Below are 16,404 nucleotides of genomic sequence, written 5' to 3'. Positions count from 1 at the left end.
CAAAGACACCCCCTCATTCCGATTCCCTCCACCAGAAAGCGAGCGAACGCATGACGCACCAGAAGCCCGAAGGCCTGCCCGAGAAGATCCAGCTCTTCATCGACGGCGCATTCGTCGACGCCCTCGACGGCTCCGAGTTCGAGGTCATCGAACCCGTCTCGAACGAGGTCTACATCACGGCCGCCTCGGCGAGCGCGGCCGACGTCGATCTCGCGGTCGCCGCAGCGAAGCGCGCGTTCGACGAGGGCCCCTGGCCCACGCTGCTCCCCCGTGAGCGCTCGCGGATCCTGCACCGTGTCGCCGACATCGTCGAATCCCGCGACGATCAGCTTGCGCTGCTCGAGAGCTGGGACTCTGGCCTGCCCATCACCCAGGCGAAGGGCCAGGCACGACGCGCGGCCGAGAACTTCCGCTTCTTCGCTGATCTCATCGTCGCCGAGCACGACAACGTCACCAAGGTGCCCGGCCGTCAGATCAACTACGTGAATCGCAAGCCCAAGGGTGTCGCCGGCCTCATCACGCCGTGGAACGTGCCGTTCATGCAGGAGTCTTGGAAGCTGGCACCCGCCCTCGCGACGGGCAATACCGTGGTGCTGAAGCCCGCGAGTTACACGCCGCTCTCCGCCGCCCTGTGGCCCGAAATCTTCCGCGAGGCGGGCGTGCCCGATGGCGTCTTCAACCTCATCCTCGGTTCGGGCAGTGTCGCCGGCGATGCGCTGGTGAAGCACCCCGATGTGCCACTGATCTCGTTCACGGGCGACAGCTCAACGGGCGCGATGATCTCGACCAATGCCGCGCCGTTCTTGAAGGGCCTCTCGCTCGAGCTCGGCGGCAAGAGCCCCTCGGTCGTCTTCGCCGACGCCGACCTCGAAGAGGCACTCGACGCCACCGTGTTCAGCGTCTTCAGCCTGAACGGCGAACGCTGCACCGCGGGCTCGCGCGTGCTCGTCGAACGCTCGATCTACGACGATTTCGTGGCCCGGTATGCCGAGCGTGCGAAGAACATCGTCATCGGGCTGCCCTCCGACCCCGCCACCGAGGTCGGCGCACTCGTGCACCCGAGCCACTTCGAGAAGGTCATGAGCTACGTCGAGATCGGCAAGTCCGAGGGTCGCCTCCTCGCCGGCGGCGGTCGCCCCGAAGGGTTCCCCGAAGGCAATTACGTCGCCCCGACCGTGTTCGTGGACGTGAAGCCCGAAGCGCGCATCTTCCAGGAGGAGATCTTCGGCCCGGTCGTCGCCATCACGCCGTTCGATACCGACGAAGAGGCGCTGGCCCTCGCGAACGACACCAAGTACGGCCTGGCCGCCTACGTCTGGACGTCGAACCTGAAGCGCGCGCACAACTTCGCGCACGGCATCGAGTCGGGCATGGTCTGGCTGAACTCGAACAACGTGCGCGACCTGCGCACGCCGTTCGGCGGCGTGAAGGCTTCGGGCCTCGGCCGTGAGGGCGGGTACCGCTCCGTCGATTTCTACACGACGGCGCAGTCGATCCAGATCACGCTCAACGAGGCACACTCCCCCCGCTTCGGCGCGGGCAAGTAACCGCTCATTCTGCACGGAAGCACAAGGAAGCACCCCATGGCAAAGCTCAATGACGCCGACAAGCAGTCGGCAGGTTTCTGGGTCACCACAGAGGCCCCGATCCAGTCCGAGAACCCGATCCCGACGCCCACGTCGCCCGCGCCCGACATCCTGCGCTGCGCGTACATGGAGCTCATCGTCACCGACCTCGCCGCGTCGCGCGAGTTCTACGTCGACGTGCTCGGGCTGTACGTGACGACCGAGGACGATGAGGCGATCTACCTCCGCTCGACCGAGGAGTTCATTCACCACAACCTCATCCTGCGCAAGGGCCCGGTCGCGGCCGTCGCCGCGTTCTCGTACCGCGTGCGCACACCCGAAGACCTCGACCTCGCGGTCGCGTTCTACGAGGAGCTCGGTTGCGAAGTGCGTCGCAACCCCAACGGCTTCGTGACGGGCATCGGCGATTCGGTGCGGGTGGTCGACCCGCTCGGATTCCCCTACGAGTTCTTCTACCAGACCGAGCACACGGAGCGCATGTCCTGGCGCTACGACCTGCACATTCCGGGTGAGCTCGTGCGTCTCGATCACTTCAACCAGATCACGCCCGATGTGCCGCGCGCGGTCGGATTCATGCAGAACCTGGGCTTCCGTGTCACCGAGGACATCCAGGACCACGAGGGCACCGTCTACGCCGCGTGGATGCGCCGCAAGCCGACCGTGCACGACACCGCAATGACCGGTGGCGACGGCCCGCGCATGCACCACGTGTGCTTCGCGACGCACGAGAAGCACAACATCCTCGCGATCTGCGACAAGCTCGGTTCGCTGCGCCGTTCCGACAGCATCGAGCGCGGCCCGGGTCGCCACGGCGTCTCGAACGCGTTCTACCTCTACCTGCGCGATCCCGACGGTCACCGCGTCGAGGTGTACACGCAGGATTACTACACCGGTGACCCCGACAACCCCGTGGTCACCTGGGACGTGCACGACAACCAGCGACGCGACTGGTGGGGCAACCCGGTCGTGCCGTCCTGGTACACAGACGGCTCGCTCGTGCTCGACCTCGACGGCAACCCGCAGCCGGTCATTGCGCGCACCGACGACTCCGAGATGGCCGTGACCATCGGCGCCGACGGATTCTCGTACACCCGCGACGGTGACGAGCAGAAGGGCTTCAAGCTCGGCAACACGCTGTAAATTCTGCGGTTCGTTCGTGCAGGATCCGGGCCGGGGCGCGCATGCGCCCCGGCCCGCTGTCGTTGAGCGACTCACCGCCCACGACGCGTCATCGGTGCCGGCCCGGCGATCCCGCACTATCCATTTGGACAGCTTTGCGCGCATGTCCATGCCCCATGCGCTGACGGCATAGACCCCCGAAGGCCCGCTTTCTAGACTCGACCCATCAGCGGGCGCTGCATCGATGCGGCGCCCCATACCCCGCATCGGCACAGCCGCCACCCGCGAGAGGACCTCCCCGATGAGCGCATCGAGCCAGACACAGGCATCACCCCCGTCACCCACCGCCGAACACGACCCGGGCCTCAGCCGCCGCACCCTCGGCGTCCCCGCGATCACCCTCATGATCATCGCCGCCTCCGCACCGCTCACCGTGGTCGCCGGCGGCGTCACCACCTCGTTCGCGGTCACCGAATCGCTCGGCGTGCCCCTCGGGTTCCTGCTCATCGCCGTGATCTTGACGGTGTTCGCGGTCGGCTACACCGCGATGGGCCGACACATCACCAACGCCGGCGCGTTCTACGCCTACATCGCGCAGGGCCTCGCACGGCCCCTCGGCGTCGGCGCCTCACTCATCGCGCTCGTCTCGTACAACGCCATGCAGGTCGGCATCTACGGACTCTTCGGCTTCCAGCTCTCAATGTTCTTGGAGGCCAAGTTCGGGTTCGCGTCGCCGTGGTGGGTATGGATCCTGCTCTGCATCGTGGTCGTCGGCGTGCTCGGCGTGAACCGTGTCGACCTCTCGGCCAAGGTGCTCGGCGTGCTCGTCGGCCTCGAGTTCCTCGTCGTCATCATCTTCGACATCGTGTCGTTCGCCGCCGCCCCCGAGGGCGTCTCGACAGCCGCCCTCAACCCGAGCGCACTGTTCGGCCCGGCACTCGGCATCATCCTCGTGTTCGGCGTCGCCGCCTTCATGGGGTTCGAGGGCGCCGCCATCTACGGCGAAGAGGCGAAGGATCCGAAGCGCACCGTGCCCCGCGCAACCTACGCGGCGATCGCGATCATCGGCATCTTCTACGCGTTCAGCGCATGGGCGTTCTCCGTCGGCATCGGCCCCTCGGCGATCGTCGCCGCATCGCAGGAAGCGGGCCCCGACCTCATGTTCGTCTTCATGACCGACCAGACCGGCGTGATCTTCTCCGACATTATGACGCTGCTCTTCCTCACCAGCCTGTTCGCTTCGCTCCAGTCATTCCACAACGCCGTCGCGCGCTACTTCTTCTCGCTCGGCCGTGAGGGCGTGCTGCCCGCCTGGTTCGCGCGCACCTCGAAGGTCGGAGCCCCCTGGGCCGGATCAGTCGCGCAGACCGTCATCGCGATCGTCGTGGTCGTGGCGTTCATCTTGGGCGGCGAAGTCTTCGGCGGGGCCGACGCGCTCGGCGACTCGGCCTTCCTCTTCCCCGTGCTCACCATGTTCACCTGGCTCACCAACACCGGCGCCATGGGCCTCGTGCTGCTCATGGCGGTAACGGCCGCAGCCGTCATCGGCTACTTCGCGCGAAACCGCCGTGGTTTGAGCGTCTGGGTGACCGTCGTCGCCCCCGCAGTCTCCGGGGTTGCACTGCTCTGGGTGTTCATCATGATCCTGCAGAACTTCCCGCTCATGCTCGGCCAGACCGAACCCGACGCGACCACCTTCCTGCTGCCGGGCATCGTGTTCGCCGCAGCCATCGTGGGCATCGTGTGGGCACTCATCATGCGCGCTCGAGCGCCCCAGCAGTACGCACAGATCGGGCACGGCACCGAACCCGGCGCATACGGCACGCAGATCGTGGACGTCGTCGACGGCGACTAGACCCTCAAGCGAGGGCCTGGGGCACTCCGCGTGCCACCCCGCACACCGAATCGACGAAACGCATACAGTTCCTTCCCGGAGCTGTATGCGTTTCGTTGAATCGGTGTCTGAAGCGGAGGCGGCATGAGGCCGGCGCTGTAGCGCCGCCGCAGCCGAGCAAAAACGCGACGCGTTTTTGCTAGGCTGCGCCCTCAAACATGGAGGTGACGGAGCCGTCTTCGAAGACCTCGTGGATCGCCTTCGCGAGCAGCGGAGCGATCGAGAGCACCGTGAGCTTGTCGAAGCGCTTGTCCTCCGGTACCGGCAGGGTGTCGGTGACAACGACCTGATCGATGAAGTCCTGCGACAGGTGCTCGGTCGCACGGCCCGAAAAGATGGCGTGGGTGCAGGCAATGGTCACGCCGCGCGCACCGGCGGCCTTCAGTGCCTCGGCAGCCTTTGCGATCGTGCCACCGGTGTCGATCATGTCATCGACCACGACGCACCAGCGATCCTGCACGGTACCGACGATCTCGTGCACCGACACCTGGTTCGGCACCAGCGGATCACGGCGCTTGTGAATGATCGCGAGCGGCGCGTCGAGCTTGTCGCTCCACACGTCGGCGACGCGCACCCGGCCCATATCGGGCGAGACGACGGTGAGGTCGTCGCGCGCGATGGTCTTGCGGAAGTGATCGAGCAGCACCGGCATCGCGAACAGGTGATCGACCGGGCCGTCGAAGAAGCCCTGGATTTGCGGCGCGTGCAGGTCGACCGACATGATGCGGTCAGCGCCCGCGGCCTTGAAGAGGTCGGCGACGAGTCGGGCCGAGATGGGCTCGCGACCGCGACCCTTCTTATCTTGACGCGAATACGGGTAGAAGGGCGCCACCACGGTGATGCGCTTCGCGGACGCGCGCTTCAGCGCGTCGACCATGATGAGCTGCTCCATGAGCCACTCGTTGATGGGGTTCGTGTGCGACTGGATCACGAAGGCGTCCGAGCCGCGCACGCTCTCGTCGAAGCGGGCGTAGAGCTCGCCGTTCGCGAAGGTGCGGGCATCGGTCGGCACGAGTTCCGCACCGAGTTCGGCAGCGACCTGCTCCGCCAGCTCGGGATAGGCCCGGCCCGTGATCAGGACGAGCTTCTTCTGCCCGGCCATCTCAATATTGCTCATCGCTGCATGCTCCTCATCGGTGCTGAAAATTCCAATGCTCTTCGTTAGTTCTCGCGCTCAGCGGCGCGCTGCGCCGCCTCGGCGGTGCTCGTGCCCGCTCGGTTCTCGGCGACCCATCCGGAGATGTTGCGCTGAGGTGCCACATTCATCGCCAGCGAGCCCGCGGGTACGTTCTTGCGCACCACTGTTCCCGCTGCCGTGTATGTGCCGTCTTCAATGGTAACCGGCGCAATGAGCACGTTCTTCGACCCCACCCGCACGCCGTCGCCGACCTCTGCGCGGTGCTTCTGCACGCCGTCGTAGTTCGCGAAGATCGTGCCCGCACCGATGTTGCTGCCGGTGCCGATCGTCGCGTCGCCGACGTAGCTGAGGTGCGGCACCTTGCTGCCGTCACCGATCTGCGCGTTCTTGGTCTCGACGAACGCGCCGATCTTGCCACCGGCGCCGAGCTCGGTGCCGGGTCGGATGTATGCGAACGGGCCGACCTCGACGCCGGAGGAGAAGACCGCCAGTGTCGCCTCGCTGCGACGAATACGCGCGTCGACCCCGACCTCGCAGTCGACGAGCGTGGTGTCGGGGCCGATGATCGCCCCGGTCGCGATCGACGTGGCGCCCTGCAGGAACGTGCCCGGCAGCACCTCGACGTCGGGCTCGATCGACACATCCGCGTCGATCCACGTGCTGGTTGGATCTTGAATCGTGACGCCGGCTCGCTGGTGCGCGCGCACGATGCGGGCGTTCAGCTCGCGCCCGGCCTCGGCGAGCTGCGCGCGGTCGTTGACGCCCGCGATGGTCCAGGGGTCGTCCGTGGCGACCGCCTCGACCGAACCGCCGGTCGCGAGAATGCTGGCCGCGGCGTCGGTGAGGTACTTCTCCCCCTGCGCGTTGTTCGTGTCGATCCCTGCAAGCGCGGTTTCGAGCGCGCGCCGTGCGAAGACGTAGATGCCTCCGTTAATCTCGGTGACTCGGCGTTGCGCGTCGTCAGCATCCTTTTCTTCGACGATGCCGAGCACCGAACCCGCCGGGTCGCGAAGGATGCGCCCGAGGCCGGTCGGGTTGTCGAAGATCGCCGACAGCAGCGTCATGGCGCGGCCCTCGCCGAGGTGCCCGCTGACGAGCCCGTCGAGCGTGGCGGTGTCGATGAGCGGCGCGTCGCCCGAGAGCACGACGACGGAGCCTTCGAAGTCAGCCGGGAGCGCGGCCAGCGCCTGCTCGACGGCACGACCGGTGCCCGGGATCTCGTCTTGGTCGACGATGACGGTGTCGGGAGCGTGATCCAGGATGGCAGCGGACACCCGGTCGCGGTCGTGTCGCACCACGGCGACGACCTGCGACGGCTGCAGACCGGCTGCGGCATCGAGCACGTGGGCGATGAGCGAACGCCCACCGATACGGTGCAGCACTTTCGGAAGCGAGGACTTCATGCGGGTACCCTGACCCGCTGCGAGAATGACGACCGCGACGTGCTCTGCCATGTTGTCCTTTCGTCGACCGACGGAACTCCCCTGACGCGATGCGCCGTGCGGAGCGAGAACCGACCGAGCTCGTCGACCGCTTCCGTTCCGCCTCCAGGATTCGAACCTAGACCGAACAGCTCCAAAGGCTGTCGTGCTGCCATTACACTAAGGCGGACCGTGCCGGATTCGGCACGCGTACTAGTCTGCCACGGCTCGCGGCTGAGAAGTGCCACCGCGAGTCGCGCTTCGCCCCAGATTCATCAGATAATGGAGGGATGAAGCACGAGGACGAGGTCGACCGGATCATCTCTGATTGGGAAGCCGCCCGCCCTGATCTCGACTTCGCCCCACTGGCCATCTTCTCGCGCATGTGGCGTGTCACGAAGCACATCGACCGCGCGCGTGCGCACGCGTTCGAACGTTCGGGCCTGATGTCGTGGGAATTCGATGTGCTTGCGGCGCTGCGTCGCAGCGGCGAACCGTTCCGACTCAGCCCGAAGCTGCTCGGGCAGCAGACGATGGTCTCCAGCGGCACCATGACCAATCGCATCGACCGCATGGCCGAGCGCGAGCTAGTGCGTCGCCTGACCGACCCCAACGACGGGCGCGGCGTGCTCGTGGAGATGATGCCCCAGGGGCTGACGCTCGTCGACGCCGCGATCACCCGCCTCACCGATTCCGAGGAGCGTCTCCTCGATGGCATTCCCCGGTCTGAGCGGGATCGCCTCGGCGTGTTGCTACGACGTCTCGCCTTGAGCGTCGATCGCTACGTTCCGGTGTCCGAGCCCCTCGAAGGGGCGGACCGCACCGTCGAAAGGGCCGACACGGAGTAGCGCGCGCACGGATCAGCGCGTCAGGATCAGCGCCCACGGAGGAGCGCACACACTGAGGCCCGACCCCGAGCGTGCTCGGTGCCGGGCCTCAGTTGTCGAACTACTTCACCTTCTGGGTGGCGGTCGCCGTCTTGGCATTGGTGTTGCCGTCGCCGACGAACTGGGCAGTCACCTTGGTGTTCGCCTTCAGCGCCTTCGGGGCCTTCACGGTGAGCACACCGCGCTTGGCCGCGGCGAGCGAAACGGTCTGCTTCGCGGAGCCGAACAACACCGTTACCTTGCCGGTCGGGTACGCGCCGTTGTCGAGCTTGCCGAACGCGATGGTGACCGACGGACGCGTGCCCTTCTTCGCCGTCTTCGTGGTGATCTTCGCCGACTTCACCGACGCCTTCACCACCTGCACGGTGCCAGGCGTGGTGCGCTTCGCCGAATCCGCGTAGGTATCGTCGCCGAGGTACTGCGCCGTGATGCGGTAGCCGCCGACGGAGAACTTCGGCAGCTTCAGCGTGGCAACACCGTTCGCGCCGACTGCGGCGGTGCCGAGATCGCGCGCACCCGAGGTGAAGAGCACCGTTCCGGCCGCAGCACCCGAGACCGTCACGGACGCCGTGGGCTGCACGCCGTAGACGACCTTGGTCGCGCTCAAGCGCACGGTCGACAGGTACACGGGGGCATGCGACACGGTGACGCGCTTCGCCTTGGAGGTCGCCGCGTCGTATCGGGTGTCACCCGCGTAGACCGCGGTCAGCTGGTAGCTGGTGGCGACGGGCGGCGTGGTGGTGAGGGTCGCGACTCCGCCGGAGACCGGTGCCGTGCCAAGGCTCTGCGATCCGGCACGGAATTCAACTTCTCCGGTAGCGTCTGCCGGAACCGTCGCGGTGAAGTCGAACGCATCGAGCGCCGTTCCGGTGAGATCACCCGACACCGACACTGCGGGCGCGATCTTCGCGATCTCGACGGGCAGCTCGGCCGTGGCATCGGCGAACGCTCCGCTCGCGTCGTGGAACGTCGCCGCAGCGGTGAAGGATCCACCGGCCGTGAAGGCAGCGCTCGCACAGGTGGCGGTCGCGTCGGCAACGGGAACCGCCTCGCAGCCGGGCACGGCGACGCCGTCGAGGGTGAATGAGACCGTGCCGACCACGGCGCCCGCACCCGCGCGCGCCGCGGTCTTCGCGGTGAGCGCGCCACCGTTCGCAACGGAGAGCTCGGTGCTTTCGAGCGTCAGCGAGGTCTTCGCGGCGCCGAGCAGGTACACGGCGGCGTAGTCGGTGCCGTTCGCGCCGCCGACGAGGTCGGGGACGCCGTTGCCGTCGAAGTCGGAGACGGTGCCGACCGAGCGGCCGAGCTGCGCTCCGGCAGTCGCGCCGTCGATGCGGATCCCGGTAGTCGCGTCGAGCGCGGCGGCCGAGAGCGTGCCCGAGAACGCGGGCTGCCCGTAGATCACGTAGAGCGCACCGGCGTTCGAGCCCGCGGAATCCTGACCCCAGGCCCCGAGCACGACCTCGCCGACGCCGTCGCCCGAGAGGTCGGCGATGCCGGCCGCCGACCACCCGAACTTGTCGTTGTCGACGGCGCCTTCGATCCAATAGCCGCGCGGGGCGGCGGTCGTCACGCAGACACCGGTGGTGTTCACCGATTCATCGGCGCACTGGTAGACCGCGTTCTGCGCGGCTCCGGGCGTCGTGAAGACGGTCTGCGTCGACGCCGAGCCGTACACGACCGCGGCGGCTCCGGCGCGCGGACCGGTCGCAGCGTTCGATACGCCGTCGCCGCCGACGACGAAGTCAGCCAGGCCGTCGCCGTTGATATCGCCGAGAGCGGCGACCGAGGTACCGAGGCGATCGCGCCCGCGCTGCGGGCCGTACACGGCGAACCCGTGCTCACCGAGCGCCCCGGCATCGAGGTGCTGGGGCGTCGCCGAGCCGAAGATCGCGTACGCGGCACCCGCGACCGGCGAGGCGCTCCCCCACGGGGTGGCCGCGTAGCTGCCGATCACCAGATCGGCGAGGCCGTCACCGTTGATGTCGCCGACGCTCTCCGCTGAGATGATCTGGCCCGCACGACCGTCGATGGTCTGGAGCACGCGCCCCGCCGATTCCGGCGCGGCGACGTCGAGCGTCGACACGTTCTCGGATCCGGCGATCACCCAGACGCGGCCGATGTTCGCGACCGCGGGCGTTCCCGCCGTCGCATCCGCCGGGCGATCGTAGAGGTTGTCGACGATCGCGAAATCGGCCAAGCCGTCACCGTTGACATCACCGAGCCCGGTCACCGCGTAGCCGAAGTTCGCGCTGCCACCCGGGGCGCTGTTCTCAGCAACCGCCGCCGTGTTCGTGATCTCGAAGCCACGCGTACCGAGCGAGTCGACATCGACCGGCTCGAAATCGTGTGCGCCGAGGATCACCCAGGCGCGCTGCGTACGGTTCGATCCGATGAGCAGATCGTCGATGCCGTCGCCGTTCACATCGTTCAGGCACGACACGCTTTGACCTGCAAACGCGTTGGCGGTGTTTGGGCCGTCGATGCGCACCGCGCCCACGGCGCCGCCGGTGCCGATCGGGCCGCCGACGGGGTTCTCCCTCCCGAGCAGTACGTACGCCGCCCCGGCATTCTTTGTGGTGCCACGCGCCCACCACCAGTCGCCTACGATCGCGTCGTCGACGCCATCGCCGTTCACGTCGCACGACGTGCGGCTCGCCGCGTATCCAAGGTCGCCGCCGGCTTCGCCGGTCCAGCGCACCTCCGACACGTGCGGGGTGGCGACGGGTGCGTCGGCGAACGCCGGCGCTGCCGCCACCGTCGGAACGACGAGCGTCGCCCCGATCAGTGCGATCGCGGCGGCCGAGCCGGCCGCGATCCTCCCGAATGTGCTCTTCACTGCGGTCCTTTCGATCTGCCGAGGGCAGGGGTGTGCAGACCGAGCGTGCTCGGTCTGATCCGACGGCTGCGGGCGGCGCCCGCGCCGAATCAGTTGGGTGCGTGCACCCCGTTGCCGAGACCGAAGTCGGCCTTGGCGTCGAACTTCTGACGGGCGAGCTGCACGGTGCCGAGCACGCTGCCCGGGTGAATCAGCTGCGGCACCGACCCGACGGTGGGTTTCGCCTGCGCGTTGCCGCCATAGGGATCGGTGTACACGATGCCCGACGCGGTCCCCGGATCCGAGAGCTGCAGATCGGCGAGGTAGAAGTCGCGCTGCGCGCCATCGAATGGGGATCGCGGATCGCGGTAGTCGAAGCGCTCCTGCGCCGCGAGCCCGGCCCAGAGGTAGTCGGTGGGCGCACCCTCGGTGAGCCAGGCCAGATCGAGCGGGCGGCTAATGCCGTTGACCGTCGCGGAGCTCGTGCGGGAGTCGTAGATGCGACTCGGGTTGCGGATCCCGAACCACGGATCGAAGTGCGCCAGCACCGCACCGTCGGCGCTCGTAATCGTGTTCTCCCCCTGCCAAAGCTCGTACAGCGACCAGTCGGTGGGGTTCGCTGCGACGCACTGCTGCGTCGGGATGATGCGCTTGCCGCCGTCGCCCGCCGGCAGGGTGCTGCCGACCGTGGCGATCGGGATCTCGGTCGCGCACGTCGAGAACATCTCGTTCGCGTTGCCGAACCGGGAGAGCATCGAGGTGATGATCTCGGTGCCGTCGGTGCACTTCGCGGCGTAGAGGATCTCGTGGGCGTTGTTCGACGTGGCGTCGGGCGACCAGCTGCCCTGGTGCTGCTTGATGAGGAAGTCGCAGGTGAGCTGCGAGCCGTCGGCGAGCTTCAGCCAGTTGCGGTTCGCATCGAGCATCTTCACGTTGTTGGCGACGAACACCTTGTGCCCGCCATTGTCTTCGTGCCGCATCGACATGTCGCCGTGCTCGTGCACGTAGTTGTCGAGCTCTTCGCTGGTGTACCCGAACGGCAGTCCGGTGGGCTCGCCGTCGACCAGATCATCCGGGGCGTACCATGCGGCGACCCAGTCGATGATGTCGGAGGTGGCGGGGTCGGCGCCGTGTTCGTGCCCGAACGTGCACAGCTGCCCGGTGGCGGGATCGGTGACCTGCGCCGGGTGCCAGGTCGGGTAGTACTTCCCATCGGGGCCGAGCACGCGATACGACGCATGGAGTTCGGCCGGGCACGTGTCGAACTCCGTGGGAGTCCAGTTGCGTTCGACGTAGGCCTTCGAGAAGCCACGCTCCGGATCGGGCTCAGGTTCGGGCTCGGGTGTCGGCTTCGTCAGGGTCACGGAGGTCGTCGCCGACACCGGCTCCGGGCTCGTCTCGGCGATCACGACCCGCTGGGCGGTCTCACCGGCGGCGAGCGCGTCGACCACCGTCTGCGACAGGGTGAACGTGATCGCCTTCGCGCCTGACTTCGCACTGACCTTCTGAGTGGCCGCCGTCTTGCCGCCGATCTGAAGCTGCACACTGGCGGCGCACCCGGCGGATGCCGCGCAGCGCAGCGCGACCGGAACCGTGCGATCGGCGCCCACCGCGATGGACTTCTGCGTGACGGTGAGCTGCGGAGTCGCCGGCTTCACCGTGGCTTTCGCGGAGAACTTCGCCGCGCTCGGCTTCTCCGCGGTGCCGCTGACCGTCAGCGTGGCCTGCTTCTTCACGCTAAAGGTGCGGTACTGGGCGGCGGTCAGCGTCCAGTTCAGCAGCTTGCTCGACCGCTTCGCGACGCTGTACGACATCGTCTTCGAGCCACCGGTGCTCAGCACGAGCTTCACCGACCCCGAGCAGGTCTTCGACGATGCGCACGCGACCGACACGGTGACCACGCGGTCCGTGCCCACGGCAGCGGTGACTTTCGCCTGCTGGGCGGCAGCAGCTGACGCGGGTGCCGGTGCCGCGCCAAGGCCGATCGAAGCGATCAAGCTGCCGCAGAGCGCCGCGACCGCCAGGGTGTGTCGCCGGTTTCGGGCTCGCTCGTGGGTGTGGCGTCGCTGGCGCATGCGTCCTCGTTCTCAGAAATGAACTCGGCCATTCAGCGGACGCGAGCGCCTCATCATATCTATATGAGGATCACCTGAACAACATCTGATGTAAGGATGCATGCGTCGCAGCGCCGGGCAGCGCCCCGGAGTTACTCCCCGGCGACGTCCCCCTGCAGCGCCGGGGCGGACTCCGGCGCCCGACGAAGCGTGCCGCCGCCACCCGCCTCGAACGCTCCCGCGAAGGCCAAGAGCTCCGGGTCAGCGTAGGCGCGGCCGGCGAACGTCAGACCCACGGGCATACCGATATCGCTCATCAGTCCCATTGCGACCGTGACCGTGGGGATGCCCAGGTGCCGCAGTGCGTAGTTGCCGTTCGAGAAGAACACGCCGTTTGCCCAGGCTCGATCGGCCGCCGCCTGATCGACATCAGCATTCTGCGCCCCCACGTCGGCGTTCGCCGGGAACACCACGCCGTCATAGCCTTCAGCGGTCAGCCACGACTCGAACAGCTCCTCGCGCAGCCGCACCAGCGCGCGCAGCCCGTCCGCGAAGTCGGCGCGATCGCGGGGGTCGGAGATGCCCTCCCGCGCCATGGCGACGGTCGCACGGTACCGGTTCTCGTAGTCGTCGACTTCTTCGTAGCGGTCGGGCAGCGCCCCCGGGGGCTGCGGGAAGATGGTGTCGGGGTCGACGACGCCCAGGTTCGGGATGGACGGGTCACCATTGGCTCGCAGGAAATCGTCCCAGCCGAAGGCGAGGAAGTGGTTGAATTCCGTGTCCATCCATCCTTCAGGCAGCACGCCGAGCGCTCTGACGTTCTCTTGCCCCGGGCGGTCGCCCTCGTACTGCTCGATCAACGGGAAGTCGGTGACGACGACCTCGGCGCCGAGCGCCTCGAGTCGCGCACGAGCGGCCGCGAAGAGCACGAGCACTGAGGGGCGCACCTCGATCGGGAAGTTCGGGTCCTCGCCGAGGTACATGCGGGGCACCGCAAAACGCTTGCCGCGCAGGGCATCGGGATCTTGCACATCGAGGTAGCTCGCAGGCCGATGCGCACTCGGCGCCGGCAGCGCGATCACCTGCTGATTGCGCCAGAAATCACCACGGGTGTTCGCGTCGTCGTGCACGAGCACGTCGAGCACCCGGAGCATGTCGGGCATCGAGCGGGTGTGCGGCACCACGACGTCGCGGGCGGGAAACAGCGGCCAGTTGCCGCGAATGCTGAGCACACCCCAGGACGGCGTGTAAGCGCACAGGCCATTGTTGGATGCGGGGCTGCGCCCCGACGACACCGTCTCCTCCCCCATGCCGAAGACCGCGAGGTTCGCCGCGGTCGATACTCCGGACCCGTTCGACGATCCGGATGCGTAGGCAGCGGCGAGGAAATCGCGGTTGTAGGGGCTCTCGGCGCGGCCGTAGACCCCGCGCTGCATGCCTCCGTCGGCCATCGGCGGCATATTCGTCTTGCCGATCAGCACCGCGCCGGCTTCGCGCAACTGGGCGACGGAGAACGCATCCCATTGCGCGACGAGGTGCTCGAAGGCCGGTGATCCCGACGCCACCGTGAGCCCCTGCACCATGTACGAGTCCTTGACCGTGAACGGCACGCCCTCGAGCGGACGCGCGGTGCCGTCGCGCCAGCGGCGATCGGACTCGGCCGCCTGGGCCAGAGCGTCAGGGTTGTCGACGACGATGGCGTGCAGGCCGTCGGTGCCGCGATCGTAGGCTTCGATGCGCGCCAGATAGCGCTCAGTCAGCCAGGTGCTCGTAATGTCGCCGCGCTGGAATGCGGCGAGCACCTCTTCGATCGTGGCCTCGATGATCTGGAACGGTGCGGCGGAGTCGCCCATGGGAACCTCAATTCTGTGCAGCGGTGCGCAGCCTCGCGCGCTTGCTCGACGGATACCCGTGCGCGTATCCTGAAAACAGTTTCAGTTCTGACGCGTTCTCTGTCAAGCGGGCACGCGAAACCGAAGGGATCGCATGGCCAACGACGCACGCGACCGCATTCTCGACGCCTGTGAGCGCGTTATCGCACGCGCCGGCATTCGCGGCTTCCGCATGCAGGACGTCGCGGGTGAAGCCGGGGTATCGATCGGCCTCCTCGCATATCACTTCGGCGATCGCGACGGACTGCTGCGAGCCGCGCTCGACCACGTCACCGCCGGTGCAGTTGGGCGTGCCGCCGAGAGCTCGGCCGATGCGCCGGCCGCCGAGCGACTCGCCGCTCTGCTGTGCTCGGAGTTCGGCGAAGACCCGGCAATTCGCGCCGGCTCGATCGCGTGGAACGAGCTCCGCGCACTCGCCGTGTTCGAGCCCGTACAGGCGTTAGCCGTTGCGCAGTCGACCGCGGCCTGGCAGCGTACGGTCGCCGAGCTCGTGCGCGAGGCGGCGCGGGATCGCGGCATCCCAGGCGATCCCGACGCCGTCGCACTGCTCCTCACCGCACTCGTCGAGGGGCTCTCGGGGCGCTGGTTGACGGGTCAGATCGATGCCCGGGCCGCGCAGAGCGCTGTGCGCGACGCCCTGCAGCACTCCGGCTTCTAGCCGCGATTCATCGCAGATCGGCCGTCGCTCGCTCGAACACCTCGCCGAGCCACCCGACCGCCGGCGGCACGGGCCCGCGTCGCGTCACGAACGATACGCGACGCTCCCCCAGATCTTGCACGGCCGGGCGGAGCACCACGTCGAAGTCCGCGTCGACGGCCGCGTCGGTGGTGAGCGCCGCGCCGAGCCCCTCGGCGACCAGGCCGTGAATCATGTAGAGGTCGTCGGTGCGCATGAGCACGCGCATCGGCAGCCCGAGCGCCTGGTGCACCCGTCGCAGCACGCGGTCCGAGGCCTCGTCGTCGCTGCGACTGCATACCCAGGCCGTGTCGCCGAGTTCGGCGAAGTCGATCACGTCGGCCGCAGCCCACGCGCTCTCGCGCCCGACGAGCACGCGGTACGGTTCGGAGAAGAGGGAGCGCTGCACGAGATCGGTCCCTTCAAAGCCGGGTTCGGTCGAGACGTGGTAGATCAGCCCGGCGTGCACCTCCCCGGTGCGCACCATGCGCACCACCTCCGTCGGCTCAGCCTCCACGACTTCGACCCGCACGTTCGACCGGCGCTGCAACTCGGAAACCGCTGCCGGAATCAGCCGAGATCCCATCGACGAGAAGCTCCCGACGCGCAGGGTCACCGTGCCCGCGTCGCGCAACTCGGCGACGCTGCGTTCGGCGCGCGCGATGCGCGTCAGCACGGGGGCCACCTCGTCGGCGAAGTGGGCGCCGAGTTCGGTGAGCCGTGCTCCCAGCCGGTCGCGCACGACGAGTTGCGTGCCGAGGTGCGCCTCGAGCCCGCGCAGGTGGTGCGTCACCGTCGGCACCCCGTATTGGAGCGCGTCGGCCGCGCGGGTCAGGCTTCCCGCTTCGCGGATCGCGAGCAGGACGCGCAGTTGCTGCAGGGTGATCATGTCATAGAGGGTATGTCACAAACGGCGAAT

The 16,404-nt window shown here is 67.7% G+C and carries 11 protein-coding genes and 1 tRNA gene; 5 read left to right on the top strand and 7 right to left on the bottom strand.

Annotated features, from left to right (window positions below; genetic code table 11):
* Positions 1-50: 50 nt before the first annotated feature.
* The 3 genes from CH42_RS04530 (at position 51) to CH42_RS04520 (ending at position 4,560) form a co-directional block, all read left to right on the top strand.
* Positions 51-1,547 carry an aldehyde dehydrogenase gene (locus CH42_RS04530; protein WP_053351996.1) on the top strand — a complete coding sequence of 499 codons (1,497 nt, stop codon included), beginning with the start codon at positions 51-53 and terminating at the stop codon, positions 1,545-1,547.
* A 36-nt stretch (positions 1,548-1,583) separates the two neighbouring features.
* The gene (hpaD, locus tag CH42_RS04525) at positions 1,584-2,726 is read left to right on the top strand and encodes a 3,4-dihydroxyphenylacetate 2,3-dioxygenase (protein WP_053351995.1); all 1,143 of its coding nucleotides are present in this window, start codon (positions 1,584-1,586) and stop codon (positions 2,724-2,726) included.
* A gap of 280 nt (positions 2,727-3,006) precedes the next feature.
* Complete coding sequence (locus CH42_RS04520; protein ID WP_053351994.1) at positions 3,007-4,560, top strand: APC family permease; 1,554 nt, start codon at positions 3,007-3,009, stop codon at positions 4,558-4,560.
* 178 nt (positions 4,561-4,738) lie between these two features.
* Here CH42_RS04520 and CH42_RS04515 read toward each other — a convergent pair whose 3' ends face one another.
* The 3 genes from CH42_RS04515 to CH42_RS04505 form a co-directional block, all read right to left on the bottom strand.
* Complete coding sequence (locus CH42_RS04515; protein WP_053351993.1) at positions 4,739-5,716, bottom strand: ribose-phosphate diphosphokinase; 978 nt, start codon at positions 5,714-5,716, stop codon at positions 4,739-4,741.
* A gap of 44 nt (positions 5,717-5,760) precedes the next feature.
* Entirely contained in the window at positions 5,761-7,191 is a 1,431-nt protein-coding gene (gene glmU, locus CH42_RS04510) for a bifunctional UDP-N-acetylglucosamine diphosphorylase/glucosamine-1-phosphate N-acetyltransferase GlmU (protein ID WP_053351992.1), read from the bottom strand.
* 85 nt (positions 7,192-7,276) lie between these two features.
* Positions 7,277-7,348: transfer RNA gene (locus CH42_RS04505), tRNA-Gln, on the bottom strand.
* 100 nt (positions 7,349-7,448) lie between these two features.
* Here CH42_RS04505 and CH42_RS04500 point away from each other — a divergent pair.
* On the top strand, positions 7,449-8,006 hold the full coding sequence (locus CH42_RS04500; protein ID WP_053351991.1) for a MarR family winged helix-turn-helix transcriptional regulator: 558 nt from the start codon (positions 7,449-7,451) through the stop codon (positions 8,004-8,006).
* Between the two features lie 100 nt (positions 8,007-8,106).
* Here the strand turns inward: CH42_RS04500 and CH42_RS04495 are convergent, their stop codons facing one another.
* The 3 genes from CH42_RS04495 to CH42_RS04485 form a co-directional block, all read right to left on the bottom strand.
* Complete coding sequence (locus CH42_RS04495) at positions 8,107-10,884, bottom strand: Ig-like domain repeat protein (protein ID WP_053351990.1); 2,778 nt, start codon at positions 10,882-10,884, stop codon at positions 8,107-8,109.
* Positions 10,885-10,973: 89 nt separating this feature from the next.
* On the bottom strand, positions 10,974-12,938 hold the full coding sequence (locus CH42_RS04490; protein WP_053351989.1) for a hypothetical protein: 1,965 nt from the start codon (positions 12,936-12,938) through the stop codon (positions 10,974-10,976).
* A gap of 131 nt (positions 12,939-13,069) precedes the next feature.
* Positions 13,070-14,770: an amidase gene (locus CH42_RS04485; protein ID WP_053351988.1), complete on the bottom strand. Its 1,701-nt coding sequence runs from the start codon at positions 14,768-14,770 to the stop codon at positions 13,070-13,072.
* Between the two features lie 133 nt (positions 14,771-14,903).
* Between CH42_RS04485 and CH42_RS04480 the strand changes: the two genes are divergently transcribed.
* Positions 14,904-15,467, top strand: a complete 564-nt coding sequence (locus CH42_RS04480; protein WP_053351987.1) for a TetR/AcrR family transcriptional regulator — start codon at positions 14,904-14,906, stop codon at positions 15,465-15,467.
* A 7-nt stretch (positions 15,468-15,474) separates the two neighbouring features.
* Here the strand turns inward: CH42_RS04480 and CH42_RS04475 are convergent, their stop codons facing one another.
* Complete coding sequence (locus CH42_RS04475; protein ID WP_053351986.1) at positions 15,475-16,374, bottom strand: LysR family transcriptional regulator; 900 nt, start codon at positions 16,372-16,374, stop codon at positions 15,475-15,477.
* Positions 16,375-16,404 lie beyond the last annotated feature (30 nt).

Origin of the sequence: Leucobacter musarum subsp. musarum, from assembly GCF_001273845.1 — a bacterium.
GTDB classification, from domain to species: domain Bacteria; phylum Actinomycetota; class Actinomycetes; order Actinomycetales; family Microbacteriaceae; genus Leucobacter; species Leucobacter musarum.
Note: the sequence above shows the minus strand (reverse complement) of the source record. Positions and strands in the feature narration are given on the sequence as shown.